Here is a 24727-nt window from a genome sequence, read left to right as displayed (position 1 = left end):
GCGTGTCGACCCGCGCGGCGATTCGACCGCCGGCCCGCGAAAGCGTTCAGTCCGACGCGGCGTCGGGGTCCTCGGGTGGCTCCGGCGGCGACTTGCAGCAATGCTGAAGCCACAGACCGGCAACCATCAGCGCAAGCGCGCTGGCCGCCGCGACCACCACGCCTGCGGTGTCCTCACCGGCCGCCCGCAACGCACCGCGCTGCGGAATCAGTTGAACGAGGATGCCCGTCCACCAGCCGAACACCGGCGCGCCCACCCATGCGGACGCCTTGGCGATCACCACCGAGCGGGCCACCGCGAGCGGATGCAGGCGGCCGGGCCCGTCGCCGATCTCTCCGTCGCGGATCTTGTTGCGCACGTTGACGCCCCACAGCGCGATCGCGACGGCCACGCCGAGCAGCGACAACCCGGTCCACAGTGTGATCGGCGGGAACAGTCGCGGATAGGCCAGCACCGCCGCGATGTAGCCGACGATGCCGGCCAGCAGCACCGCGGCGGCGAGGTCGCGTTTCCGGGTCGGGCCCATCAGCCGGCCGCACGCTCCGTGTGCAGCGTCAGGCCGGTGAGCCGGACACTGGCGCGCTCGGCGGGGTCGAGTTCCTCCAGCCACAACGACACCGGCCGCATCGTGTCCGCCACCGTCAGCGTCGCCTCCGGATCGGCCGCGAGCCACGGCGTCAGAACGAACGCGCGGAGATGCGCGTACGGATGCGGTAGCGTGAGTTCCGCTGTCGCCGAACGTATTTCGGTGTCGCCGTCGTGGCAGGTGATGATGTCGACGTCCAGGGTGCGCGGTCCCCAGCGCTGTCCGCGCACCCGGTCGGCGGCCTGCTCCAACTCCTGCCCGCGGCGCAGCCACGCGAAGCAGTCGAGATTCGGATCGTCGGCGACGAGCACCGCGTTGAGGAACGCGCCCTGCTCGACGCCGCCCCACGCCTCGGTCTCGTAGATCGGGGACACCGCCCGCACGGCGTCGCCGAGGGCGTCGACCACCGACTGCAACCGCGCCAACCGGTCACCCACGTTCGACCCGATGGACAGCACGACTCGTGTCATCTGCGCTCCTGCTCGTCACGTGCGCGGGTCCGGTGCGCCACCACCGCGACGTCCGAGAAGCTCAGCGGTATCGGCGCTTCCGGTTTGTGGACGACCACTTCGACGGCCTCGATGCGGTCGTCGCGCATCACGTCGTCGGCGATCTCGGCGGCGACGGTCTCGATCAGGTCGCGCGGCGGGCCTGCCACGATGTCGTGGGCCCGCTGCGCCAAACCGCCGTAGTCGACGGTGTCGGCGAGGTCGTCGCTGGCCGCGGCCGTGGTGAGGTCCAGCCACAGCGTCAGGTCGACGACGAAGTCCTGTCCGTCGCGGCGCTCGTGGTCGAAGACGCCGTGGTGACCGCGAACGGTCAGCCCGCGCAGCTCGATCCGGTCAGACACCGCCACCGCCCTCCCACGCCCCGACCACTTTCAGGGCGTCCACCGAGGCGCGCACGTCGTGCACCCGCACTCCCCACGCTCCGTTCAGCGCGGCCAGCGCGGAGATCACCGCCGTGGCGGTCTCCCGGCCGTCGGGCGGACGCACCGCACCGTAGGCGTCCGCGAGCAGGGCGCCGAGGAAACGTTTCCGGGAAGCGCCCACCAGCACCGGGATCTCGGTGGCCACCAGCTCGGGCAGCGCGTTGAGCAGTGCCCAGTTGTGTTGCCCGGTCTTGGCGAACCCCAGGCCCGGATCGATGATCAGGTTCAGCGGGTCGACGCCCGCGGCGACGGCGGCGTCCACTGCGGCCAGCAGTTCGGCACGCACCTCGCTGACCACGTCGCCGTAGACCGGCACCTGGTGCGGGCGGTCGGGATCGACGGCGCGCCAGTGCATCAGGATCCACGGCACCCCGGCCTCGGCGACCACCCGCGCCATGTCCGGATCGGCCCGGCCGCCGGACACGTCGTTGACGATCGCGGCGCCGTGTTCGAGTGCGGCACCGGCCACCTGGGCGCGCATGGTGTCGATGCTGACCGTGATGCCCGCCGCCGCGAGCGCTTCGACGACCGGCACGATGCGCGCGATCTCGACGTCGGGGTCCACCCGGGTCGCGCCCGGGCGGGTCGATTCCCCGCCGACGTCGATGATCGCCGCGCCCTCGGCGGCCAGCGCCATCCCGTGTGCGACGGCGCGGCCCGCATCGAGGAACAGACCCCCGTCGGAGAACGAGTCTTCGGTGACGTTGACGACGCCCATCACCTGCACCCCGGCGGCGCTCACTTCCGCAAGATCAGATCCAGCGCCTCGGCGCGCGAAGCCTTGTCGGTCTTGAACTGGCCGCGGACCGCCGACGTGGTGGTGGTGGCGCCGGGTTTGCGGATGCCGCGCATGGCCATGCAGAGGTGTTCGGCCTCCATCACCACGATGACCCCGCGCGGGTCGAGTTTGCGCATCAGCGCGTCGGCGACCTGGGCGGTCAGCCGCTCCTGGACCTGCGGCCGCTTGGCGTAGAGGTCGACCACCCGCGCCAGCTTCGACAACCCGGTCACGCGGCCGTCCACACCCGGGATGTACCCGACGTGGGCGACGCCGTGGAACGCCACCAGGTGGTGTTCACACGTGGAGTACATGGGGATGTCCTTGACCAGCACCATCTCGTCGTGCTGCTCGTCGAAGGTGGTGTTGAGGACGTCGTCGGGGTCGACGTAGAGGCCTGCGAACATCTCCCGGTACGCACGCGCCACCCGCGCCGGGGTGTCGATGAGCCCGTGCCGGTCGGGGTCCTCCCCGACGGCGATCAGCAGTTCGCGCACCGCTGCCTCCGCGCGCTGCTGATCGAAATCCGCGATGTTCACCGTGGTCGAGTTGTGCGACCGCGTCATCGAGGCCTCCTTGTGGAATTGTCAGTTCTGCGCAGGCGGGTTCTGGCGGTCACCTGGACGGTCGCCGTCGCGTCCCTGCTCCTGCTGCGGGTCGCGCGGCGGGTGGCCACCCTGCGGCCGCGGACCGGGCTGCGGGTAGGACTGGTACGGCGGATACGGCTGCTGCCGGTGCGGATCGTGCCAGCCCGGCGGGTTCGGAGGCGGATACCAGTAGCCACCCTGCTGACCCGACGGCTGCTGCGGCGGCGGCCACCCCGGGGCGTGCCAGCCGGCGGGCGCGCCGTAGTCCGGCTGCGTCGCCCCGTTGGGTCCGCCGTTGGAGCCGTTGGAACCGTTCGACCCGTTCTGGCGGTTGGCTTCCTCGGCGGCCTTGCTGGCCGCCGCGATCGCCGCTTTGAACGCGGGTTCGGGCATCGGGCGCGGCCATTCTTCACCGCGTTCGATCGCCAGCTCGCCGGGTGTCTTGATCGGCGGCTTGTCCGACGGCACCCGGCCGCCGAAGTCGTCGAACATCGTCAGGCGCGGCCGCTTCTTGACGTCACCGAAGATCGCCTCGAGCTCGACGCGGTGCAGCGTCTCCTTCTCGAGGAGTTCACCGGCCAGCGTGTCGAGGACGTCGCGGTACTCGGTGAGGATCTCCCACGCCTCGGTGTGTGCGGCCTCGATGAGCTTGCGGACCTCGTCGTCGATGATCTGCGCGACCTCGTGGCTGTAGTCCGACGAGGTGCCCATGGTGCGGCCGAGGAACGGGTCGCCGTGTTCGGTGCCGTAGCGCACCGCGCCGAGCTTGGAGCTCATGCCGTATTCGGTGACCATCGCCCTGGCGATCTTGGTGGCCTGCTGGATGTCGGACACGGCGCCGGTGGTGGGCTCGCGGAACACCAGTTCCTCCGCGGCGCGGCCACCCATCGCGAACACCAGCCGGGAGATCATCTCCGAGCGGGTCATCAGGCCCTTGTCGTCCTCGGGGACGGCGACGGCGTGGCCGCCGGTGCGGCCGCGCGCGAGGATCGTCACCTTGTAGATCGGCTCGATGTCGGGCATCGCCCAGGCGGCCAGGGTGTGGCCGCCCTCGTGGTAGGCGGTGATCTTCTTCTCGTGCTCGCTGATGATGCGGCTCTTGCGGCGGGGTCCGCCGACCACCCGGTCGACGGCCTCTTCGAGTGCCAGACCGGTGATGACGGTGCCGTTCTCGCGCGCGGTGAGCAGGGCGGCCTCGTTGATGACGTTGGCCAGGTCGGCGCCGGACATGCCGACGGTGCGCTTGGCCAGGCCGTCGAGGTCGGCGTCACCGGCCATCGGCTTGCCCTGCGAGTGCACCTTCAGCACGGCGCGGCGGCCGGCGAGGTCGGGGCTGGTGACCGGGATCTGCCGGTCGAACCGGCCCGGTCGCAGCAGGGCGGGGTCGAGGATGTCGGGGCGGTTGGTGGCCGCGATCAGGATGACGCCCTGGCGGTCGCCGAAGCCGTCCATCTCGACGAGCAACTGGTTGAGCGTCTGTTCGCGCTCGTCGTGGCCGCCGCCGAGGCCGGCGCCGCGCTGGCGGCCGACCGCGTCGATCTCGTCGACGAAGATGATGCAGGGGCTGTTCTGCTTGGCCTGTTCGAACAGGTCGCGGACGCGCGACGCGCCGACGCCGACGAACATCTCGACGAAGTCCGAACCGGAGATGGTGAAGAACGGGACACCCGCCTCACCCGCGACGGCGCGCGCGAGCAACGTCTTACCGGTGCCGGGCGGGCCGTAGAGCAGCACGCCCTTGGGGATCTTCGCGCCCAGCGCCTGGTAGCGCGACGGGTTCTGCAGGAAGTCCTTGATCTCGTAGAGCTCTTCGACCGCCTCGTCCACACCCGCGACGTCGGCGAACGTCGTCTTGGGCATGTCCTTCGAGAGCTGCTTGGCGCGGGACTTGCCGAAACCGAAGCCCATCCGGCCGCCGGTCTGCATCCGGGAGAAGAAGACGAACAGCGCGACCAACAGCAGCAGCGGGAGCATGTAGATGAGGAGCGAGCCGAGCACGCTGCCCTGGTTGACGACGGTGTTGATCTTGACGTTCTTGTCCTGCAGCGACTCGAACAGCGGGACCGCGTACCCGGTCGGGTACTTGGTGAGGACCTTGTCGCTGTCCTCGGTGTCGCCGTTGCCGCTCTTCAGTTCCAGCCGCAGCTGCTGTTCGCGGTCGTCGATCTGGGCGCTCTTGACGTTGTCGCCGTTGATCTGCGCGATGGCCACCGAGGTGTCGACGGGCTTGTATCCGCGGGTGTCGTCACTGAAATAAAAGAACGACCAGCCCAGCAACAACACGACCGCGATGACGATCAGCGTGCGGATCACATTTTTCCGGTTCATCTTCTCCTAGGCCCGCAGCGTGTCCGCCGGGCCACGTCCTTCCGATACGTGCAGCTGGGATCAGTTCAGGCTACCGCTAGACCAACGTTCCGTTGTTCCCGACGGCTCGCCGGAGGCAACCATGGGCACCGTCCGACGGCGAACTCCGAAGTGGACACGGCCGTATCCAAACTACTTCCGCCGCGCGGACCCGTGTGCTTGGGTGAGACCGTGATCACCCCGACCGAACGGTCAGTCGACACCAACGGCGTCCGCCTGAATGTCGTGGAGGCCGGTGAACGCGGTGCGCCCGTCGTCGTCCTCGCCCACGGTTTCCCCGAACTCGCATATTCGTGGCGCCACCAGCTCCCGGTGCTCGCCGAGGCCGGCTACCACGTCATCGCGCCCGATCAGCGCGGCTACGGCGACTCGTCGCGCCCGGACGCGATCACCGACTACGACATCGTCGCGCTGACCGGCGACCTCGCCGGACTGCTCGACGACGTCGGTGCGCGGCGGGCGGTGATGGTGGGACACGACTGGGGCTCCCCGGTCGTCACCAACTTCGCGCTGCTGTACCCCGACCGGGTGGCGGGCCTGGTGAACCTGAGCGTGCCGCCCGTACCGCGCGCGTCCGACCCCCCGACGCAGATCTGGCGCAAGACCTTCGGAGACCACTTCTTCTACATCCTGTACTTCCAGGAACCCGGGGTGGCCGACGCCGACCTCGGCCGGGACCCGCGGCAGTCCCTACAGCGCATGCTGGCGCTCGAGGGATTCACCGCCCCGGCCACCGAACTCGTCGACAAGCCGCTGCCCCCGTTGCCGGAGTGGATGAGCCAGGCGGAGTTCGACCACTACGCCGAGGTGTTCACCCGCACCGGATTCACCGGCGGGCTGAACTGGTACCGCAACTTCGACCGCAACTGGGAGCTGACCGAGCGCACCCCGGCGCCGACCGTCACGGTGCCGACGTTGTTCATCGCGGGCAGCGCCGACCCGGTGCTGAGCTTCACCCCGCGCCACCGGGTGTCCGATCTGGTCACCGGCGAGTACCGCGAGGTGCTGCTCGACGGCGCAGGCCACTGGCTGCAGCAGGAACGCCCCGACGAGGTGAACACCCTGCTGCTCGAACATCTGTCCGGATTGGAGCTGTCATGACCGCCAAACCGCTGAACTTCGGTGTATTCATCACCCCGTTCCATCCGGTCGGCCAATCCCCCACCGTCGCATTGGAATACGACATGGAGCGGGTGGAGCGGCTGGACCGCCTCGGCTTCGACGAGGCGTGGTTCGGCGAACACCACTCGGGCGGCTACGAGCTCATCTCGTGTCCCGAGGTCTTCATCGCGGCGGCGGCCGAACGCACCAGGCACATCCGCCTCGGTACCGGTGTGGTGTCGCTGCCGTACCACCATCCGCTGATGGTGGCCGACCGCTGGGTGCTGCTCGACCACCTCACCCGCGGCCGGGTCATGTTCGGCACCGGCCCGGGCGCACTGCCGTCGGACGCCTACATGATGGGGCTCGACCCCGTCGAGCAGCGCCGCATGATGCAGGAGTCGCTCGAGGCGATCCTCGCGCTGCTGCGCGCCGCACCCGACGAACGCATCACCCGCGAGACCGACTGGTTCACGCTGCGCGACGCCCACCTGCACATCCGGCCCTACACCTGGCCGTATCCCGAGATCTCCACCGCAGCGATGATCTCGCCGTCGGGTCCGCGGCTGGCGGGTGCGCTGGGCACGTCGCTGCTGTCGCTGTCGATGTCGGTGCCCGGCGGGTTCGCGGCGCTGGAGTCGACGTGGCAGATCGTCGTCGACCAGGCCGCCAAATCCGGCCGGCCGGAACCGGATCGGGGCGACTGGCGGGTGTTGTCGATCATGCACCTAGCCGATTCGCGCGAGCAGGCGATCGACGACTGCACCTACGGGCTGGCCGATTTCGCGAACTACTTCGGAGCGGCCGGGTTCGTCCCGCTGTCGAACAGCGTGGAGGGGGAACGCTCACCACGCGAATTCGTCGCGGAGTACGCCGCGCAGGGCAACTGCTGCATCGGCACACCCGACGACGCGATCGCCTACATCGACGACCTGCTGGAGAAATCCGGCGGCTTCGGGACGCTGCTGCTGCTCGGCCACGACTGGGCCTCGCCGGAGGCCACCTACCACTCCTACGATCTGTTCGCGCGAAAAGTGATGCCGCACTTCAAGGGTCAGCTGACCGCACCCCGGGCCTCCCACGACTGGGCCAAGGGCATGCGCGACCAGCTCCTCGGCCGGGCCGGCGACGCGATCGTCAAGGCGATCACCGAGCACACCGACGAGTTGACGTCGGATACGCAGTAATGCGCGCGGCGGTGCTGCGCGGCGGCCGGATGGTGCTGCGCGACGACGTGCCCGAACCGGTTCCCGGTCCGGGGCAGGTCCTGGTCGCGGTGAAGGCGTGTGGCATCTGCGGATCCGATCTGCACTTCGCCTCCCACGGCGCCGACGCGCTGGCCGCCGGGGCACAGATGGAGGGCATGCCCGAGCTGGGCGAACCCGTCGACCTGTCCGCCGACGTGTTCATGGGTCACGAGATCTCCGCGGAGGTGCTCGGTTCCGGCCCGGACACCGACGCGCCGCCGCCGGGCACCGTCGTGACCTCCATCCCTGTGCTGTTGTCCGCGACCGGCGTCGCGCCGATCGTCTACTCCAACACCGTCATCGGCGGATACGCCGAACGCATGCTGCTGTCGGCGCCGCTGCTGCTGCCGGTGCCGAACGGGCTGGACCCGAGCCACGCCGCACTGACCGAGCCGATGGCGGTGGGTCTGCACGCGGCGAACAAGTCGGCGATCACCCGCGATGAGTCCGCGCTGGTGCTGGGCTGCGGGCCGATCGGAATGGCGATCATCGCCGCGCTGCGGCTACGCGGGGTGGAACACGTTGTGGCAGCGGACTACTCGGAGACCCGCCGCCGCCTGGCGCAGACGATGGGCGCACACGACACCGTCGACCCGGCGCAACGCTCCCCCTTCGAGGGCATCACACCGGCGGTGGTGTTCGAAGCGGTCGGCGCACCCGGCGTCCTCAACGACATCCTGCGCCGCGCCCCCGCCCGCACCCGCGTCGTGGTGGCCGGGGTGTGCATGGAACCCGACACGCTGGTGCCGTTCTACGGCGCCCCCAAGGAACTCACCGTGCAGTTCGTCTTCGCCTACGACGCGGCGGAATTCGCGGAGACCTTGCGCGCCATCGCCGAGGGCACGATCGACGTGGCCCCGCTGGTCACCGGCGAGGTCGGCCTCGACCGCGTGGGTGAGGCCTTCGATGCGCTCGCCCGACCCGAGGAGCAATGCAAGATCTTGGTCACTCCCTGACGGTAGGGTGCCTGGCATGCCGATCGCTGTGCGCGCGAAGACCCGGTTGCTCACCCTCGTCGCGGCGGCTCTGGCGGTCGCCGGTGTGGCCGCGTGCGACGCCAACTCAGGGCCCACCACCGGCGGGTCCGGGGAGGTGCGACAGGTCACCGTCGTCGGCTCCGGCGAGGTGCAGGGCACCCCGGATACGTTGACCGCCAACGTCGCAATGGAGGCCATCGCCGCCGACGTCACCGGCGCGATGAACCAGTCCGGTGAACGTCAGCAGGCGGTCATCGACGCGCTGGTCGGCGCGGGCATCCCCCGCGAGGACATCAGCACCACCCAGGTCAGCCTGCAACCGCAGTTCGGCGCCGACGGCACCGAGATCATCGGATACCGCGCGAACAACTCGATCGACGTCAAGATCCGCGAGTTGAGCGCGGCGTCGCAGGCACTGGCGTTGATCGTGAGCACCGGCGGCGACGCCACCCGGATCAACTCGGTCGGCTATTCCATCGAGGACGATTCTGAGTTGATCCGTGACGCGAGGGCGCGGGCGTTCCAGGACGCCAAGGCGCGCGCCGAGCAGTACGCCGAACTGTCCGGTCTGGAGCTCGGCAAGGTCATCTCCATCGCCGAGTCCGGCGGCGCGGCGCCGCCCACCCCGATGCCGCGCGGCGAGGCGGCCATGGCGGTGCCGCTCGAGCCCGGCCAGCAGACCGTCGGGTTCAGCGTGACCGTGATCTGGGAGCTCGCCTGAGGCGGTCAGTCGCCGCTGTACACCTTCGGTTCCAGCGTGCCGATGTAGGGCAGGTCGCGGTAGCGCTCCGCGTAGTCCAGGCCGTAGCCGACGACGAACTCGTTGGGGATGTCGAAGCCGACGTAGCTGATGTCGACGTCGGCGCGCACCGCCTCGGGTTTGCGCAACAGCGTGCACACCCGAAGCGACCGCGGCTGCCGGGTCGCGAGGTTGCGCAGCAGCCACGACAGGGTCAGCCCTGAGTCGACGATGTCCTCGACGATCAGCACGTCGCGGTCGTTGATATCGCGGTCGAGGTCTTTGAGGATGCGCACCACACCCGACGACGATGTCGAGGAGCCGTAGGAGCTGACGGCCATGAATTCCAGCTGGGTGGGCAGCGGGATCGAGCGGGCGAGATCGGTGACGAACATGACGGCGCCCTTGAGCACCGTGACGAGCAGCAGGTCCTCCCCGTGTTCGAGGACGGCGTCGCGGTAGGTGTCGGCGATCTGCGCAGCGAGCTCGGCCGTGCGGGTCTGGATTTGTTCCTCCGAGAGAAGCACCGATTTGATGTCGCCCTCGTACAGGTCGGCTGAATGCGCAGGCACGACCCAAGGGTGCCATGCCCTGACGGCCGGAACCAACGCGGCTGTCCTACACCGGCTCACGGTGCAGGGTGAGCATCCCGTCGCGGCGCCCGGCGATCAGGCGCTGACGTGCCAGCTCCGAGGGGACCGCCACCCCGCCCTGTCCGCGCCAGGCGCTCACCAGGGCGTCGACGCCCTGGATCTGGGTGTCGGTGAGCCCGCGGGCACCGCCGGCGATGAGCCAGGCGCGGATCACCCGTCGCCGGATGGCGCCGGGCAGGCTCGCCAGGCGCGCGGTGTCCAGGCCCGCGCCGGTGGTCACCTCGGCCGACGCCTGCTCGGCCAGCGCGTCGAGGGTGTCGTTGTCCTCCTGCAGGGCGGCCGCCGTCCTGGCCAGCGCCCCGGCCACTCCGCCGGCGAGGACGTCTTCGAGCAGCGGCAGCACCTCGGTGCGCAACCGGCTGCGGGTGTAGCGGGGGTCGGTGTTGTGCGGGTCAGCCCACGGCTGGAGGCCGAGTTCGGCGCATGCGGCGACGGTGGCCGCGCGCCGCACCCCGAGCAGGGGCCGGTACCACGGCGGGTCGCACACCCGCATCCCCGCGATCGACCGTGGACCCGAACCCCGGCCGAGCCCGAGCAGGACCGTCTCGGCCTGGTCGTCGAGGGTGTGGGCGAGCAGCACCGGGGCGTCCCCGCGGGCGGCGCGCAGCGCGTGGTAGCGGGCGGTGCGGGCGGCGGCCTCCGGACCGCCGGCGGACCCGACGTCGACGGCGAGCACCCGCGCCTCGACGCAGCCCAGCCGCACGGCCTGATCCCGCGCGGTCTCGGCGACGGCGGCCGAACCGGGCTGCAGCCGGTGGTCCACGATGAGCGCGGTGGTGGGCAGGATGTCGGCGGCCACCGCGGTCAGCGCCAGCGAATCGGCTCCGCCGGACAGTGCCACACACCACCGCGGTTGTCCGGACATGTGGCGGCGGGCGAACCCGGCCACCTCGGCGCGCAGCACGGCTACAGCACCCGGTCGATCCATCGCTGCGGCTCGTCGACTTCTGTTGGGAGCGGCAGGGTTTCGGGCCCGGACCAGATGGTGTTGAACCGTTGCATCCCGACCTCGGACACGACGTGGTCGACGAACGCTTTGCCGCGGGTGTACTGGCTGATCTTGGCGTCGACGCCGAGCAGCGCGCGCAGGATGCGCTGGACGGGCGGCTGTCTGCGCTGACGTCGTTGGTTGAACCGGGCCCGGATCGTGGCGACCGACGGCACGACGGCCGGACCGACCGCGTCCATCACGTGGTCGGCGTGCCCTTCGAGCAGCGTGCCGAGGACCAGCAGCTGGTCGAGTGCGCGCCGTTGCGGTTCGCCTTGCACCGCGCGCATCAGGCCCAGCACGCCGCTCGCGTTGGGGTCGGTCTGGGTATGCCGGTTGCGGACGTGGTCGGCCAGTCGCGCGGCGACCTCGGTGACGTCGTCGCCGCCGTCCTTGGTGAGCACGGCGAGCGCCGACGACATGTGGTCGGCCAGCCACGGGTTGGCGCGGAACTGCACGCGGTGGGTGACCTCGTGCAGGCACACCCACAGCCGGAAGTCGGAGGGCGAGACCCGCAGCTGACGTTCGACGGCGATGACGTTGGGCCACACCAGCAGCAGTTCGCCGCCGCCCTCGGCGAACGGGTCGTACTGGCCGAGGATGCCGGATGACACGAACGCCAGCACCGCACCGGTCTGCGCCCCTGTGACACGGCCGGTCACGAAACCGCTCGGCTTGTCGGTGCCGCCGGTCATCACCCGCATCGACTGCGCGGCGGCGCGGATCCATCCGGGGCGGTCGACGATGCGGGCCTCGGTGACGGCGTTGCCTTCGTTGAGGCCGGTGACCTCGCGCACCGGCAGCTCGGCCTCCCGTGCGGCCGCGGCGAGCTGTTCGAGGGCCTGGTTGCGGGTGTAGTCGGTGGCGGGCGGTCCGGGTCGGGCCAGTTTGGCGCCGACGGTGGCGGCGAACCGCCAGTCCACGGTGCGCCCGACGGTCAGTTCCGCGCTCGATCCGCTCATGAGCCGCACCCGCACGCCCGCAGCGTGGCCGCCAGCGCATCCAGCGCGGTGCGCCCGGTCGGGCCGGCGTTGTTCGACATCAGCGCGAAGGTCAGCACCCGGCCGCGGGCGTCGGTGACGATGCCGGCCAGCGAGTTGGTGCCGGTGAGCGATCCGGTCTTGGCACGCAGCCAGCCGGCGGCGTCGCGGCCCGCGGGTGTGTCGAGATAGCGGTTCGACAGTGTGCCGCTGCCGCCGGCGATCGGCAGCAGGTCGACCAGCGGCCGCAGTGCGGGCTGTTCGTCACCCGCGGCGATGGTGATCACCTCGTCGAGGGTGAGCGCGGTCAGCCGGTCGTCGATCGAGAGTCCGCTGGAGTCGAACAGCCGGGCGTCCCTGGTGTCGACGCCGGCCTTGCGCAGTTGCCCCAGCACCGCCTGCGTGGCGCCCTCGAAGCTCTGCGGCCGCCCGAGTTGGTCGGCCACCTCCCTGCCGATCGCCTCGGCCATCACGTTGTCGGAGGCGTTCATCATCACCCGTAGCCGCTCCATCAGCGGCGGTGACTGCACGGCCGCGATCTGGCGCCCGCCGCGGTACGGCCCGGGCAGTACCCGCACGGTCGCGGGGTCGATGCGCAGTGCGGTGGCCAGTGCGCGCCCGGCGTCGTCGGCCGGGGTGGGCGAGCGCCGCGACTCCTCGGTGACGGGCTGGGTGCGGCCCGCGTCGAGCATGACCGGCACCATCGGCGCGATGTCGCCGCCCGGGATGTCCAGCGGATCCCAGCCGGGGGCCATGTCGGGGCCGGTGTAGGCGCTGACGTCGACGGCCACCGCGGTCGGTTCGATACCGCTTCGGCGCACCTGATCGGCCAGGTCGCTGATGCGGGCGGCGCCCTTGTACCAGGTGTCGGTGCCGCGCGGTGCCGCGGACAGCGTCGGGTCGCCGCCGCCCTTGAGGATCACCAGACCGGGGTCTCGTTTCTGGTCGCCGGCCACGACGGTGGTGGTGAGGCGGGCTTCGCGGTCGAGTGTCAGCAGCGCAGCGGCGGCGGTGAGCACCTTGTTCGTCGACGCGGGTTGCATCGGGACGTCGGCGCGCTGATCCCACAGCCGCTCACCGGTCATCGCGTCGGTGACCCGCCCGGCCAGGTCGCCGAGGTTCGGATCGGCCAGTGCCGGAGCCAGCGCGGCGGCGAGTCCGGCGTTGGTGGGAGCGGGCGCGGTGTCGGCGACCGGGACGACGGCGGGATTCGCGGTGGCCGGGGCGGGCAGCGGTTTGGCCGCCTGCGCATCGGTGTTGCGGCCGGTGGTGAGCACGGCGGCGACCGCGACGACGACCGCCACCAGCACCAGCACGACGAGGCCGACCACCGCGCGGGTCGATCGCCGCCACCGGGTGGGCCGCATAACACTCCTGCTGTCGAATGAGGGGTGACCGAACCACCCCGCCAACAGCAGCGTATCGCTCGTTTACTGTGGACCCGCGTCGTCACCCGACGACCCCCCGGCTGAAAACACGCGAAGGAGCCGACTGCGGTGGAGTTCGACGTCGTCATCGAGATCCCGAAGGGTTCGCGCAACAAGTACGAGGTGGACCACGAGACCGGCCGGCTCAAGCTGGACCGCTACCTCTACACCTCGATGGCCTACCCCACGGACTACGGGTTCATCGAGAACTCGCTCGGCGAGGACGGCGATCCGCTCGACGCGCTGGTGCTGCTGCCGGAGTCGGTGTTCCCCGGGTGCATCGTCGAGGCGCGGCCGGTGGCGATGTTCCAGATGACCGACGAGGCCGGCGGGGACGACAAGGTGCTCTGCGTGCCCGCGGGCGACAAGCGCTGGGACCACATCCAGGATCTCGGCGACGTCCCGGCGCAGGTGCTCGAAGAGGTCAAGCACTTCTTCGTGCACTACAAGGACCTGGAGCCGAACAAGTACGTCAAGGCCGCCGACTGGACCGGCCGCGAGGCGGCCGAGGCCGAGGTGCAGCGCTCGTTCGAACGGTTCAAGACCGAAGGCCACTAACCGAAATTTTCGCGCCCGTAACACGGCGTAACGCGGCTGTGCCATGACGCTTCGATCATGGGCCCATGCTGATGCATCAGGGCATTGGCCTCGCGGCCTTCAACGAGATGCCGTTCCGCCGCGCCGTGCACGCGGTGTACGAATGCTGCTGCAGCGTGGCGCTCGCCGCCGATCTGGCCCGCGCCCGGCCGTTCGCGAATCACGACGCGCTGTTCCGGGAGGCCGACGCGCTGCTGTTCGCGCTGTCGGAGGAGTCCATCGACTCGATCCTGCAGGCCTACCCGGACGTCGGCCGCCGCCCCGGCAGTGAGAAGTCCGCGGCCGAGCAGTGCGCGGTGTTCGACGAGCGGCCTGAGGTGATGGAGCAGCTCAGCGCGGCCTCCCGCCACTATCTGGTGCGTTTCGGGTTCGGGTTCGTCATGTGCGTCAACGGTCTGTGCGCCCAGGATGTGCTGGCGACCATCAACGACCGCCTGCTCAACGACCACGAGACCGAGCGCAAGGTGGTCCGCAACGAACTGGCCCGGATCAACCGCGCGCGGCTGGAACGGATGCTCGGCCCCGAAGGCGGCTACCACAACTGGTGAGCATCTCCCCTACGCTGCGCGGGTGAGCACCCCGCATCCTCATTTCCTCGCGCTGCCCGACCTCGCTTCCCGCGCGGCAGGCGGAGCCGTCGGGTGGGCCAACGACGAGCTGTTCGCCGAGAAGGAGAACCTGATCACCCGGGCTGCCGCCGAACACCGCCCGGCGACGTTCGGCCGCAAGGGTCAGGTGTACGACGGATGGGAGACCTCACGGCGGCGCGGCGTCGGCAACGACTGGGTGCAGGTGCGGTTCGCGGCGCAGGGCACGCCGAGCGTCGCCGGCTGACATGTTCCTCGTCGTCCTCGCCTCGATCCTGGGGCTCATCCACCTCTACCTGTGGAAGCGGCTGGTCAAGGACACCACCCGGCCGGGCCGCACCCGCCGGATCCTGACCGTTGTACTGCTCGGGTGCCTCGCGCTGCTGATGGCGGCGCTGATCCTGCCGAGGACCGTCGGTGTGCGGGAGGCGGCGTGGGCCGCCTGGCCGGGTTATCTCTGGTTCGGCCTGGCGGCCTACCTGCTGCTGGCGCTGCTGGTGCTGGAACCGGTCCGGCTGGTGTTCCGCCGCTGGGTGCGCCGCGGGACGCCTCCGCCCGTCCCCGCCGACGCGCCGGCCGCGTCGTCGCCCGAGGTGAACCGACGCCTGTTCCTGGCCCGTGCCGGGGCAGTGGCGGCCGGCGCCGCCTCGGTCGGCCTGGTCGGGTTCGGCGCGGCCACCGCACTCGGTCCGCCTCAGGTGCAGACCGTGCCGATCCGGCTGCGCCGGCTCGACCCCGCCTTCGCCGGCTTCCGCATCGCGGTGGTGTCCGACATCCACCTCGGACCGCTGGCGGGCCGCGCGCACACCGAGCGGCTCGTCCGGATCATCAACGAGACCGGGGCCGACCTCGTCGCGATCGTCGGCGATCTGGTCGACGGCACCGTGGCGGAACTCGGCCCCGCCGCTGAACCGCTGCGGGACCTGAGCGCTCCCGAGGGCACGTTCTTCGTCACCGGCAACCACGAGTACTTCGTCGAGGATCCGTTCTCGTGGCTGCGTGAGCTCGAACGCCTCGGCGTGCAGCCGTTGCGCAACGAGAACACGGCGATCCGGCGCGGCGCCGCGGCGTTCGACCTCGCCGGCGTCAACGACCTGGCCGGCGAGAACCATTCGGACGCACCGGATTTCGACCGCGCCCTGGGGTCTCTCGACCCATCGCGGCCGACGGTGCTGATGGCGCACCAGCCGATCATGGTGTCCGAGGCGGCCGCGCGCGGGGTGGACCTGCAGCTCTCCGGTCACACCCACGGCGGGCAGATGTGGCCGTTCCACTACGCCGTCCGCGCCGTGCAACCCGCGATCGCGGGGCTCTCCACGGTCGCCGACACACAGCTGTACGTGAGCCGCGGCGCGGGGTTCTGGGGCCCTCCGGTGCGAATCGGTGCGCCGCCGGACATCACCGTGTTGTCCTTGAGTCCAGACGCGTGACACCGCACTAGGAGGTCGTATGTCCGACTCGCCGGAACCGGTGGTGGTGGCCAGGGGGCTCACGGTGTCCGGTCCGTGGGGTCCGGTCTACGGCCCCGTCGACCTCGACATCGAGGAGGGCGGGGTGAGCGTGCTGGTCTGCCCGGCCGGCTCCGGGCGGACCGCGCTACTGCTCACGCTGGCGGGACGGATGCGGCCGCAGCGCGGGACGCTGTCGGTGTTCGGTGTCACCCAACCGCGGCGCATCTTCGCACTGGCCGCCATCGCCGGCATCGACGAACTCGACCAGGTCTCCGAATCGGTGACGGTGCGCGACGCGGTGACCGAGCAGCTGCGGTGGAACGCGCCCTGGTACCGATTCGTCCGCCGTGCCGGTGCCGCGGACCTGCGCGCCGTGTGCGCGCCCGTGTTCGGTGACCTGCCGCTGCCGCCGCTCACCGAGTACGTCGAAGAGCTGACCGAACTGGACCGGCTGCTGCTGCGCATCGCGCTGGCCAACACTGCGCGGCCACCGCTTCTCGTGGTCGGCAACCTGGACTACGTCACCAGTGACCGCAACCGGGAGTTGTTGCTGCAGAGGCTGATCGAACTGGGCCGAGACCAGACCGTCGTCACCGCCACCGTCAACGGCGTCACCAGCGATGCGGTGCGGGCACAGCTCGTCGTCGAGAACACCTCCCGGGCCGACCTCGTGCACGGCCAGAAAGGCGAATGACCATGCTGGCGGGATTCTCGTTGGGAACCGACATCAAGCGTTACTCGCGCGGGACGCTGCCCCGCATCGCGCTCGTGACGATCGTGCTGATGCCGCTGCTGTACGGCGCGATGTATCTGTGGGCGTTCTGGAATCCCTTCGGAGAGGTGAACAAGCTGCCCGTCGCGCTGGTCAACGAGGATGCCGGCGCGCAGACCGGGGGCAGGCACGTCAACGCGGGCGATCAGGTGGCCGGGGCGCTGCTGTCCTCCGGCCAGCTCGACCTGCACCCCACGTCGGCGGCCGACGCCGCGCAGGGCGTCAAGGACGGCCGCTACTACTTCAGCATCACCATCCCGGCCGACTTCAGCGTCGCGGTCGCGTCACCGGCCGGTGACCGTCCGCGAAAAGCCCAGCTGCGGTTCACCTACAACAACACCAACAACTATCTCTCCTCGATCATCGGGCAGAACGCCGCCCGCGAGGTGGCCAACCAGGTGGACGCGGCGATCGGTCAGCAGACGGTCGGTCAGGTGCTCGACGGCGTGCAGGACGCCGGTGCCGGATTGCAGCGGGCCGCCGACGGCGCCGACCAGTTGCGCGACGGGCTGGTGCAGGCCGACGACGGCGCGCATCGCCTGGCGTCCGGATCCGCCGAACTGGCAGAGGGTCTGGTGACCGCCCGCGACGGATCGGCGACGCTGGCGGCGGGTGCCGAGCAGTTGTCCGACGGGATCAGTACCGCAACCGATCCGCTGCTCACCGTGCTGGACCGGGTCAGCGGGCTGGGACTGAACCCGGACGAGGTGGGTGCGCTCGCCTCGGACGTGAGCGGGCTGGTGCGCCAGGCGAGTGACCGTATCGCGTCGCTGAACATCGACCAGGCACAGGCGGCCGTCATCGTCGACCAGGTGGTCGGGCTGCTGCGGGCGAACCCGGATCCTACGGTCCGCGCGCTCGGCGACACCCTGGCGGGCACCCAGCGGCTGCTGCGGGCGCAGAACGCCGACCCGACCACCGACCAGGGCCTGATCACGCTGCGCGACAAGGCGGCTGCGCTCGAAGCCGAACTCGGCGATCCGAACAGTTCCCTGCGGACATTCCTCACCCGGGCGCTGACCGGCGGGCTGCGCGCCGACGTCGAGCGCCTGCGCGACGGCGCCGCCGAACTGAGCAGTGGCGCCGGCCAACTCAACAGCGGGCTGGTCGCCCTGGCCGACGGCGGCACCCAGGTGTCACAGGGTGCGGCCACGCTGGCCGACGGCACGGGTCGGCTGCGGGACGGCAGCGTGGAACTGGCGACCGGCCTGCGGGACGGCGCCGCGCAGGTGCCGCAGTGGTCCGAGCAGCAGCGCACGCAGGTCGCGCAGACCTTGGCTCAGCCGGTCGCCGTCGATCAGGTCGTCGAGAACCCGGCGCCCACGTTCGGCACCGGGTTCGCGCCGTTCTTCCTGCCGCTGGCGCTGTTCATCGGCGCGCTGATCATCTGGATGCTGTTGACGCCGCTGCAGTCCCGGCCGATCGTCAACGGTCTCGGCGCGCTGCGGGTGGTGCTCGCCTCGTACTGGCCGGCGCTGCTCATCGCGTTCTGTCAGGTGGTCGTCATGTATCTGGTCGTGCACTTCGGCGTGGGCCTCAAGGCCACGCATGCACTGGGCACGGTCCTGTTCCTGATGCTGGTGGCCGCGGCGTTCCTGGCGCTCATCCAGGCGTTCAACGCGGTGTTCGGGGTGGCGGTGGGCCGGGTGGTCACGCTGGCGTTCCTGATGTTCCAGCTGGTCTCGGCGGGCGGCATCTATCCGGTGGAGACCACGCCGAAACCGTTCCAGGCGCTGCACGTGGTCGACCCGATGACGTATGCGGTGAACGGGTTGCGTCAGTTGACGGTCGGCGGTGTCGATGCCCGGTTGGGCGTGGCGGTGGCGGTGCTCGCCGGGATCCTGGCGGCGTCGGTGGCCGCCAGTTCGTGGGCGGCCCGCCGCAACCGGCAGTACACGATGGAACGGCTCAAACCGCCGATCGAGGTGTGAGTCAGCGGCTGACCACGTTGCGCAGCGGTTCTCCGCGCTGCAACCGGCCGATGTTGGCCACGATGTCGTCGACGCGTCCGGTGAACGTGTGGCCGGTGACGCCCGAGGAGTGCGGGGTCATCAGCACGTTGGGCAACCGGCCGAAAGGCAGCCGACTCGGGGCGCCGACTCCGTCGCCGTCGGGGTACTGATACCACACGTCGATGGCCGCGCCCGCGATGGTTCCGGCCGAAAGCGCTTCGTAGAGGGCATCTTCGGCGACCAGCGGGCCGCGACCCACGTTGATCAGCACACCGTCCGGTCCGAGCGCGCGCAGTTCGTCGGCGCCGATCATCCCGACGGTCCGTTCGGTCAGCGGCGCCGACACCACCACGACGTCGGACTCGGACATCAACCGTCCGAGGTCGCCGGTGTCGGCCGTCCACCGCAGACCTTCGGCCGCGGCGTCGAGCGATCCGCTGCCGGTGACCGCGATGCCGTCGGCGCCGAGCACACGCAACACCTCCCAGGCGCGCCTGCCGATGTGGCCGAAGCCGACGAATCCGACGCGGGCGTCTTTCAGCGCTGCGGGCTGGGCGATCGACCTGTCGTACACCGATGTCGCCCAGCGGCCGGTGCGCAGCGCGCGGTCCTGGATCAGGAACTGCCTGCGCAGCAGCACCGCGGTGGCGACGATGTATTCGGCGATCGACTGTTCGTGGTGAAAGGTGTTGGCAACCACCACTTCGGGGCCCAGCGCGTCGAAGTCGATCTTGTCGGTACCAGCGCCCGCGACGTGGACCATTCGCAACCGATTCGCCGCCGCGGCGAGATGAGCGGGGAACCGGCCGCCGACGAACACGTCCGCGTCGACCATGGCGTCGTGCAGCGTCTCGGCATCCGCCGGGTCCGCCCACACCACCGTGGCGCCGTCGGGCAGGCCGTCGCAGAACCGCTGTCGGTGCGGGATCAGGTTGGTGTCGGCGACCACGATCTTCATCGGCATCACCGGTGCAGCGCCGGGCGCTTGCTGTCGAAGGTCCAGCCCGGCACCAGGAAGCGCATGGCCGTGGCGTCGTCGCGGGCGCCGAGCGCCTCGCGCAGGTACAGGTCATGGGCGGCCGCGAGCGCCTCGTGGTCGATGTCCACGCCGAGGCCAGGGCGGTCCGGAACGGTGAGGTGGCCGTCGGCGATCACGTACGGCTCCTTGGTGATCCGCTGGCCGTCCTGCCAGATCCAGTGCGTGTCGATCGCCGTGATGTCGCCCGGTGCGGCCGCGGCCGCGTGGGTGAACATCGCCAGTGAGACGTCGAAGTGGTTGTTGGAGTGCGACCCCCACGTCAGACCCCACGCGTCGCACAGTTGGGCGACGCGCACCGAGCCGTGCATGGTCCAGAAGTGCGGATCGGCCAGCGGGATGTCGACCGCGTTCGCCTTGACAGCATGCCCCAGCTCGCGCCAGTCCGTCGCGATCATGTTGGTGGCCGTACGCAGCCCGGTGGCCCGTTTGAACTCGGCCATCACCTCGCGGCCGGAGAATCCGCCTTCGGGTCCGACCGGATCCTCCGCGTAGGCCAGCACGTCGCCGAGTTCCCGGCAGGTCCGCACGGCGTCGGCGAGCAGCCAGCTGCCGTTGGGGTCCAACGTGATCCGTGCGTCCGGGAACCGGTCGGCCAGCGCCATCACGGCCTTGGCCTCGTCGGCGGCCGCGAGCACGCCGCCCTTGAGCTTGAAGTCGCGGAATCCGTAGCGGTCGCGGGCGGCCTCGGCCAGCCGGACGACGGCCTGCGGGGTCAGCGCTTCGTCGTGGCGGATCCGAAGCCACTCGTCGGCGTCCGCGTCCTCGTCGGCGGCGCTGCGGTACGCCAGGTCCGTGCGGTTGCGGTCCCCGACGAAGAACAGGTAGCCCAGGGCCGGCACGCGGTCGCGCTGCTGGCCGTCGCCGAGCAGCGCGGCCACCGGCACCTCGAGGTACTGGCCGAGCAGGTCGAGCAGGGCGGACTCCACGGCGGTGACGGCGTGGACGGTGACCCGCAGGTCGAAGGTCTGCGCGCCGCGGCCACCGCTGTCCCGGTCGCCGTACGCGCGCCGGATCGCCGACAGGGTGGCGTGGTAGTCCCCCACCGGCGTGCCCACGACCTGCGTGGCCGCATCCTCGAGGGTGCGCCGGATGGCCTCCCCGCCCGGCACCTCGCCGACGCCGGTGCGCCCGTCGGAATCAGTGAGCAGCACCAGGTTCCGCGTGAAGAACGGTGCGTGTGCCCCACTGAGGTTGAGCAGCATGCTGTCGTGGCCGGCCACCGGCACGACGTTCATGTCGCGGACGACGGGGGTGCGATGTGACGAGGTCATGATGGTTTCACCTCAGAGTCGTTGTTCTCTCGGAAGAGTTTCATCCGGCGAACCACTTGTCGCCGTTGGCCAGTGGACGCACCACGCGAGTCACCTTGTCGCACACCATGCGCAGCGCGTCGACGATCTCACGCTCCCGTTCGGGGTTCAGCCGGTGGACCGGCACCGACGCGCTGATCGCGTCCTGCGCGGGCCGCAGATAGGGCAGCGCGACCGCGAAGCAGCGCACGCCCGGGGTGTTCTCCTCGTCGTCGGTGGCGTACCCGCGGATCGTCGCCTCGTCGAGCGCCGCGTCCAGAGCCTCGCGGTCGGTGAGCGTGCGTGGCGTCAGCGGGGTGAGCACCCCCGGGATCGCCGCGTCGCGCTCGGCGCCGAAGCGCTCGGCCAGCAGCGCCTTGCCCAACGCGCACGCGTGGGCCGGTAGACGGCGGCCCACCTTGTTCGTGGTGCGCACGTACTGGCGTGACTCGCGGGTGGCGAGGTACACCACGTCGGTGCCGTCGAGCCGGCCGATGTGGAACGTCTCGTCGAGGTCGCGGCGCAGGTCGTCGAGGAACGGCGCGATCACCGGGAGGTAGGGGTCGGAGTCGAGATAGCTGGTGCCGACGAGCAGCGCCCGCACCCCGATGCCGTACTGCGTGCCCGACGGGTCCGAACGCACCCAGCCCTGGTCGACGAGCGTGCGCAGCAGGGCGTGCGCGCTGCTGCGCGGCATGTCCAGCGCTGTGCAGATCTCGCGGATCCGCGCGGGCCGGTCCTGCCGTGCGGCAAGGTATTCGAGCAGTTCGACGGTGCGCACCGCCGACTTCACCTTGCGCACCGACATGTCTGAGCGCACCGCCACCTTCGCAGGATCCGCCGGGTCGAGATCACGTATGGACACCGCCACCCCCGTTCGTCAGAACCCGACCACCTGCCGGGTGATCAGCACGACGGCACCGATCGTGGACACCCCGATCGCCAGCCAGCGCTGCCTGCGCTGATCGAGCACGCGGTTCACCAGGCGGGACAGCCCGTAGCCGACGACGCACGCCGGCATCAGCAGGGCGAAGGCCCGGAACGTGTGCGAGCCGACGGCCCCGGTCGCCGCCAACACCGCCACCGACAGCACCGAGCCGACGAGGAAGAACCCGTTCATGGTGCCGCGCAACCGCGCACCGGTGACCTTCTGCCACACCAGCGCCATCGGCGGCCCGCCGATCGAGGTGGCGGTGCCGAGCAGACCGGACGCCGCCCCGGCGACCACCAGGTTGCGGCGGTGCGGCACCGGAGCCCAGCCGACGGAGGTGAGCACCACCCCGCCGAGGACCACGCCGGCCAGCGCGATCGCCAAGGCCCGTTCGGGCAGTGCGGCCAGCAGCAGTGCCCCCGCGACGGTGCCCGGCACCCGGCCGACCAGCGCCCAACCCGTCCCGGCCAGGTCGATCTGCTGCCGTTCGCGCAGCACCACGAGCACCGTCACCATGGTGGCCAGCATGATCAGCGTCGCGGGGATCAGCGCCGGATCGACGATCGCCACGACCGGCGCCGCCAGCATGCCCATGCCGAATCCGATCGACGCCTGCATGCACGAGGCCAGCACGATGGCCGCGGCGATCACCGAGTACTCCCACATGCTCACGCCGACATCGTGACCGCATTCGCGTCCTCGCTCTGCATCGGGTGGTAGCACTCGGCACTGTGGCCGGCGGCCAGCGGGTCGACCGCCGCGGGCGGCGGCGCCGTCGCACACACGTCGGTGGCACGCCAGCAGCGGGTGCGGAAGCGGCATCCGGACGGCGGGTTCAGCGGGGAGGGCACTTCCCCGCGCAGCAGGATGCGTTCGCGTCGCTGAGCGGCGTCGAGTTTGGGTGCGGCCGACATCAGCGCCGCGGTGTAGGGGTGGTTGGCGCGGTCGAACACCGGCTCGGTGCCGCCGTGCTCGACGATGCGGCCCAGGTACATCACCGCCACCCGGTCGGCGACGTGGCGCACCACCGACAGGTCGTGGCTGATGAAGATGTAGGAGATCTGCAGCTGCTGCTGGAGCTCGTTGAGGAGGTTGAGCACCTGCGCCTGAACCGAGAGGTCGAGCGCCGACACCGGTTCGTCACAGATGATCACATCGGGGTTGAGTGCGAGCGCCCTGGCGATGCCGATGCGCTGCCGCTGACCGCCGGAGAATTCCTGCGGATACTTGTCGGCGGCCTTCGCGCCGAGGCCGACGAGGTCGAGCAGACCGCGCACGCGCATGTCGCGGTCACGCCGGTTGGCATACAGCGAGCGGTGGGTGCGCCACGGTTCGGCGATGATCTCGCCGGCCGACATGCGGGCGTTCAGCGAGGCGTAGGGATCCTGGAAGACCATCTGCACGCGCCGGCGGAACGTCAGCAGCTCTTTCCCGCGCAGTGTGTACGGGTCGATGCCGTCGAATCGGACGGTTCCCGAGTCGGGGCGCTCGAGCATCATCAGCGTGCGCGCCAATGTCGACTTACCGCAGCCGGATTCGCCGACCAGGCCCAGAGTCTCACCCCGGGCCAGGTCGAGGTTGATCCCGTCGAGCGCACCCAGCCGTTTCTTGCCGGCACCGGGCACGCGGAAGGACTTGCGCAGATCTCGCACGGTCAGCAACTGCTCAGACATTCTGGACCTCCTCGGGGAAGTGGCACGCGGCGCGCCGGCCGGCGGAGCCGGCCATCGGGCGTGAGCCGGCGGAGCCGGCCATCGGGCCTGAGCCGGCGGAGCCGGCCAACGGCGGCCGGGTCGTCGTGCAGATCTCGCGCGCGATGGGGCACCGCTCGGAGTACACGCATCCGGCAGGGATCGAGTGCAGATCCGGCGGGGCGCCGCCGATCGACTTGAGCTCCTCACCGCGGACCGCGTTGACCGGCACGGAGTCGAGCAGGCCCTTGGTGTACGGGTGCTTCGGGTTGCCGAACACCTCGGCCACGGGTCCGGTCTCGACGATGGTCCCGGCGTACATGACCGCCACCCGGTCGGCCTCTTCGGCCACCAGGGCCAGGTCGTGGGTGATCAGCACGACGGCCATGTGGAATTCGGCGCGCAGGTCGCGCAGCAGCGCCATGATCTGGGCCTGCACGGTGACGTCGAGTGCGGTGGTGGGTTCGTCGGCGATCAGGACGCTGGGGTTGAGCGCGACGGCCATCGCGATCAGAAGCCGCTGCCGCATCCCGCCGGAGAACTGGTGCGGGTAGGAGTCCAGGCGGGACTCGGGTTGTGGAATCCCCACGCGCGCCATCAGTTCAGCGGCCTTGCGCCGGGCCTCCTTGGCGCTCATCCCCTGGTGGATCCGGAACGGTTCGGCGAGCTGGGTGCCCACGGTGTAGAGCGGGTTGAGCGCGGTGAGCGCGTCCTGGAAGACGATCGCCAGTTCGGTGCCCGCCAGGCTGCGCCGGGTGCTGCGGTCGACAGCGAACAGGTCGCGGCCCGCGAGCCGGGCGGATCCCTCGACCACTTCGGCGACGGGTTCGAGCAGGCCGACCAGCGCGGTGGCCGTCATCGACTTCCCGCAGCCGGATTCGCCCAGTAGAGCCAGTGTCTCGCCGCGGCGGGCCTCGAAGGACACGTCGCTGACGGCGCGGACCGTGCCGTTGATGGTGCGGATGTCGACGCTCAACCCGTCGACCTCCAGGGCCGGGCCGGAGTCGACCTTCCCGGCGGGCATGTGGTCTGCCAGTGCGGTCATAGAGAGATGCCC

The 24727-nt window shown here is 70.4% G+C and carries 25 protein-coding genes and 1 pseudogene; 10 read left to right on the top strand and 16 right to left on the bottom strand.

All coding sequences use genetic code 11. From position 1 onward, the window contains the following. Positions 1–46: 46 nt before the first annotated feature. Genes G6N30_RS24110 through ftsH form a run of 6 tightly spaced genes read right to left on the bottom strand, consistent with a single transcriptional unit; the run spans position 47 to position 5210 of the window. Positions 47–526 carry a DUF3180 domain-containing protein gene (locus tag G6N30_RS24110; RefSeq protein ID WP_134056764.1) on the bottom strand — a complete coding sequence of 160 codons (480 nt, stop codon included), beginning with the start codon at positions 524–526 and terminating at the stop codon, positions 47–49. Further along, on the bottom strand, positions 526–1056 hold the full coding sequence (folK, locus tag G6N30_RS24105; protein WP_134056766.1) for a 2-amino-4-hydroxy-6-hydroxymethyldihydropteridine diphosphokinase: 531 nt from the start codon (positions 1054–1056) through the stop codon (positions 526–528). The genes G6N30_RS24110 and folK overlap by 1 nt, the downstream gene beginning before the upstream one ends. Further along, positions 1053–1436 carry a dihydroneopterin aldolase gene (gene folB / locus G6N30_RS24100; RefSeq protein ID WP_134056768.1) on the bottom strand — a complete coding sequence of 128 codons (384 nt, stop codon included), beginning with the start codon at positions 1434–1436 and terminating at the stop codon, positions 1053–1055. Before folB ends, folK begins: the two co-directional genes overlap by 4 nt. Next, the gene (gene folP, locus G6N30_RS24095) at positions 1429–2259 is read right to left on the bottom strand and encodes a dihydropteroate synthase (RefSeq protein ID WP_134056770.1); all 831 of its coding nucleotides are present in this window, start codon (positions 2257–2259) and stop codon (positions 1429–1431) included. The genes folB and folP overlap by 8 nt, the downstream gene beginning before the upstream one ends. Beyond that, complete coding sequence (gene folE, locus G6N30_RS24090) at positions 2256–2861, bottom strand: GTP cyclohydrolase I FolE (protein WP_134056772.1); 606 nt, start codon at positions 2859–2861, stop codon at positions 2256–2258. The genes folP and folE overlap by 4 nt, the downstream gene beginning before the upstream one ends. A gap of 21 nt (positions 2862–2882) precedes the next feature. Next, complete coding sequence (gene ftsH / locus G6N30_RS24085; protein ID WP_134056774.1) at positions 2883–5210, bottom strand: ATP-dependent zinc metalloprotease FtsH; 2328 nt, start codon at positions 5208–5210, stop codon at positions 2883–2885. 210 nt (positions 5211–5420) lie between these two features. Between ftsH and G6N30_RS24080 the strand changes: the two genes are divergently transcribed. From G6N30_RS24080 to G6N30_RS24065, 4 genes are read left to right on the top strand one after another with little or no spacing between them, the layout of a single operon-like run. Then, on the top strand, positions 5421–6350 hold the full coding sequence (locus G6N30_RS24080) for an alpha/beta fold hydrolase (protein ID WP_179965519.1): 930 nt from the start codon (positions 5421–5423) through the stop codon (positions 6348–6350). Next, positions 6347–7537: an LLM class flavin-dependent oxidoreductase gene (locus G6N30_RS24075; RefSeq protein WP_134056778.1), complete on the top strand. Its 1191-nt coding sequence runs from the start codon at positions 6347–6349 to the stop codon at positions 7535–7537. The genes G6N30_RS24080 and G6N30_RS24075 overlap by 4 nt, the downstream gene beginning before the upstream one ends. Next, complete coding sequence (locus G6N30_RS24070; protein ID WP_134056780.1) at positions 7537–8553, top strand: zinc-binding dehydrogenase; 1017 nt, start codon at positions 7537–7539, stop codon at positions 8551–8553. The genes G6N30_RS24075 and G6N30_RS24070 overlap by 1 nt, the downstream gene beginning before the upstream one ends. A gap of 16 nt (positions 8554–8569) precedes the next feature. Then, on the top strand, positions 8570–9295 hold the full coding sequence (locus tag G6N30_RS24065) for an SIMPL domain-containing protein (protein WP_134056782.1): 726 nt from the start codon (positions 8570–8572) through the stop codon (positions 9293–9295). A gap of 5 nt (positions 9296–9300) precedes the next feature. Here the strand turns inward: G6N30_RS24065 and hpt are convergent, their stop codons facing one another. The 4 genes from hpt to dacB are packed head-to-tail and all read right to left on the bottom strand — an operon-like array spanning position 9301 to position 13301. Then, positions 9301–9885, bottom strand: coding sequence for a hypoxanthine phosphoribosyltransferase (hpt, locus tag G6N30_RS24060; protein WP_134056784.1), 585 nt, complete (start codon positions 9883–9885; stop codon positions 9301–9303). A 46-nt stretch (positions 9886–9931) separates the two neighbouring features. After that, the gene (tilS, locus tag G6N30_RS24055; protein ID WP_134056785.1) at positions 9932–10894 is read right to left on the bottom strand and encodes a tRNA lysidine(34) synthetase TilS; all 963 of its coding nucleotides are present in this window, start codon (positions 10892–10894) and stop codon (positions 9932–9934) included. Next, entirely contained in the window at positions 10873–11916 is a 1044-nt protein-coding gene (locus G6N30_RS24050) for an Rv3626c family coenzyme F420 biosynthesis-associated protein (RefSeq protein ID WP_134056786.1), read from the bottom strand. Before G6N30_RS24050 ends, tilS begins: the two co-directional genes overlap by 22 nt. Then, positions 11913–13301 carry a D-alanyl-D-alanine carboxypeptidase/D-alanyl-D-alanine endopeptidase gene (dacB, locus tag G6N30_RS24045; RefSeq protein WP_134056787.1) on the bottom strand — a complete coding sequence of 463 codons (1389 nt, stop codon included), beginning with the start codon at positions 13299–13301 and terminating at the stop codon, positions 11913–11915. Before dacB ends, G6N30_RS24050 begins: the two co-directional genes overlap by 4 nt. A gap of 129 nt (positions 13302–13430) precedes the next feature. Here dacB and G6N30_RS24040 point away from each other — a divergent pair, with 129 nt between their 5' ends. The 6 genes and pseudogenes from G6N30_RS24040 (at position 13431) to G6N30_RS24015 (ending at position 18699) form a co-directional block, all read left to right on the top strand. Beyond that, complete coding sequence (locus G6N30_RS24040) at positions 13431–13919, top strand: inorganic diphosphatase (RefSeq protein ID WP_134056789.1); 489 nt, start codon at positions 13431–13433, stop codon at positions 13917–13919. 65 nt (positions 13920–13984) lie between these two features. After that, a complete protein-coding gene (locus G6N30_RS24035) occupies positions 13985–14506 on the top strand; it encodes a 2-oxo-4-hydroxy-4-carboxy-5-ureidoimidazoline decarboxylase (RefSeq protein WP_134056791.1) in 522 nt (173 codons plus the stop codon). Between the two features lie 22 nt (positions 14507–14528). Further along, positions 14529–14771: pseudogene (locus G6N30_RS24030) on the top strand (allantoicase); the annotation flags it as partial. Positions 14772–14793: 22 nt separating this feature from the next. Further along, a complete protein-coding gene (locus G6N30_RS24025) occupies positions 14794–15975 on the top strand; it encodes a metallophosphoesterase (protein WP_134056793.1) in 1182 nt (393 codons plus the stop codon). 19 nt (positions 15976–15994) lie between these two features. Next, positions 15995–16690, top strand: a complete 696-nt coding sequence (locus G6N30_RS24020) for an ATP-binding cassette domain-containing protein (protein WP_134056795.1) — start codon at positions 15995–15997, stop codon at positions 16688–16690. 2 nt (positions 16691–16692) lie between these two features. After that, positions 16693–18699, top strand: coding sequence for a YhgE/Pip family protein (locus G6N30_RS24015; protein ID WP_134057538.1), 2007 nt, complete (start codon positions 16693–16695; stop codon positions 18697–18699). Position 18700: 1 nt separating this feature from the next. On the opposite strand, the gene G6N30_RS24010 is transcribed toward G6N30_RS24015, so the two are convergent. From G6N30_RS24010 to G6N30_RS23985, 6 genes are read right to left on the bottom strand one after another with little or no spacing between them, the layout of a single operon-like run. After that, positions 18701–19678, bottom strand: a complete 978-nt coding sequence (locus G6N30_RS24010; RefSeq protein WP_134056797.1) for a 2-hydroxyacid dehydrogenase — start codon at positions 19676–19678, stop codon at positions 18701–18703. A 5-nt stretch (positions 19679–19683) separates the two neighbouring features. Then, positions 19684–21030, bottom strand: a complete 1347-nt coding sequence (locus G6N30_RS24005) for an enolase C-terminal domain-like protein (protein ID WP_134056799.1) — start codon at positions 21028–21030, stop codon at positions 19684–19686. Positions 21031–21070: 40 nt separating this feature from the next. Then, positions 21071–21874 carry an IclR family transcriptional regulator gene (locus tag G6N30_RS24000; RefSeq protein ID WP_234880227.1) on the bottom strand — a complete coding sequence of 268 codons (804 nt, stop codon included), beginning with the start codon at positions 21872–21874 and terminating at the stop codon, positions 21071–21073. Positions 21875–21928: 54 nt separating this feature from the next. Further along, positions 21929–22651, bottom strand: coding sequence for a sulfite exporter TauE/SafE family protein (locus tag G6N30_RS23995; RefSeq protein WP_134056801.1), 723 nt, complete (start codon positions 22649–22651; stop codon positions 21929–21931). Continuing rightward, on the bottom strand, positions 22648–23652 hold the full coding sequence (locus G6N30_RS23990) for an ABC transporter ATP-binding protein (RefSeq protein ID WP_134056803.1): 1005 nt from the start codon (positions 23650–23652) through the stop codon (positions 22648–22650). Before G6N30_RS23990 ends, G6N30_RS23995 begins: the two co-directional genes overlap by 4 nt. Further along, positions 23645–24715 carry an ABC transporter ATP-binding protein gene (locus G6N30_RS23985; protein WP_163687776.1) on the bottom strand — a complete coding sequence of 357 codons (1071 nt, stop codon included), beginning with the start codon at positions 24713–24715 and terminating at the stop codon, positions 23645–23647. Before G6N30_RS23985 ends, G6N30_RS23990 begins: the two co-directional genes overlap by 8 nt. Positions 24716–24727: the final 12 nt, after the last annotated feature.

Origin of the sequence: Mycolicibacterium litorale (assembly GCF_010731695.1) — a bacterium.
GTDB classification, from domain to species: Bacteria; Actinomycetota; Actinomycetes; order Mycobacteriales; family Mycobacteriaceae; genus Mycobacterium; species Mycobacterium litorale.
This window is presented reverse-complemented; position numbering and strand designations above follow the sequence as displayed.

Coding starts and splice junctions, on each gene's coding strand:
- G6N30_RS24110 (WP_134056764.1), bottom strand. CDS start 526: ATGGGCCCGACCCGGAAACGCGACCTCGCCGCCGCGGTGCTGCTGGCC.
- folK (WP_134056766.1), bottom strand. CDS start 1,056: ATGACACGAGTCGTGCTGTCCATCGGGTCGAACGTGGGTGACCGGTTG.
- folE (WP_134056772.1), bottom strand. CDS start 2,861: ATGACGCGGTCGCACAACTCGACCACGGTGAACATCGCGGATTTCGAT.
- ftsH (WP_134056774.1), bottom strand. CDS start 5,210: ATGAACCGGAAAAATGTGATCCGCACGCTGATCGTCATCGCGGTCGTG.
- G6N30_RS24075 (WP_134056778.1), top strand. CDS start 6,347: ATGACCGCCAAACCGCTGAACTTCGGTGTATTCATCACCCCGTTCCAT.
- G6N30_RS24070 (WP_134056780.1), top strand. CDS start 7,537: ATGCGCGCGGCGGTGCTGCGCGGCGGCCGGATGGTGCTGCGCGACGAC.
- G6N30_RS24065 (WP_134056782.1), top strand. CDS start 8,570: ATGCCGATCGCTGTGCGCGCGAAGACCCGGTTGCTCACCCTCGTCGCG.
- tilS (WP_134056785.1), bottom strand. CDS start 10,894: ATGGATCGACCGGGTGCTGTAGCCGTGCTGCGCGCCGAGGTGGCCGGG.
- G6N30_RS24050 (WP_134056786.1), bottom strand. CDS start 11,916: ATGAGCGGATCGAGCGCGGAACTGACCGTCGGGCGCACCGTGGACTGG.
- dacB (WP_134056787.1), bottom strand. CDS start 13,301: ATGCGGCCCACCCGGTGGCGGCGATCGACCCGCGCGGTGGTCGGCCTC.
- G6N30_RS24035 (WP_134056791.1), top strand. CDS start 13,985: ATGCTGATGCATCAGGGCATTGGCCTCGCGGCCTTCAACGAGATGCCG.
- G6N30_RS24025 (WP_134056793.1), top strand. CDS start 14,794: ATGTTCCTCGTCGTCCTCGCCTCGATCCTGGGGCTCATCCACCTCTAC.
- G6N30_RS24020 (WP_134056795.1), top strand. CDS start 15,995: ATGTCCGACTCGCCGGAACCGGTGGTGGTGGCCAGGGGGCTCACGGTG.
- G6N30_RS24015 (WP_134057538.1), top strand. CDS start 16,693: ATGCTGGCGGGATTCTCGTTGGGAACCGACATCAAGCGTTACTCGCGC.
- G6N30_RS24010 (WP_134056797.1), bottom strand. CDS start 19,678: ATGAAGATCGTGGTCGCCGACACCAACCTGATCCCGCACCGACAGCGG.
- G6N30_RS24005 (WP_134056799.1), bottom strand. CDS start 21,030: ATGACCTCGTCACATCGCACCCCCGTCGTCCGCGACATGAACGTCGTG.
- G6N30_RS23990 (WP_134056803.1), bottom strand. CDS start 23,652: ATGTCTGAGCAGTTGCTGACCGTGCGAGATCTGCGCAAGTCCTTCCGC.
- G6N30_RS23985 (WP_163687776.1), bottom strand. CDS start 24,715: ATGACCGCACTGGCAGACCACATGCCCGCCGGGAAGGTCGACTCCGGC.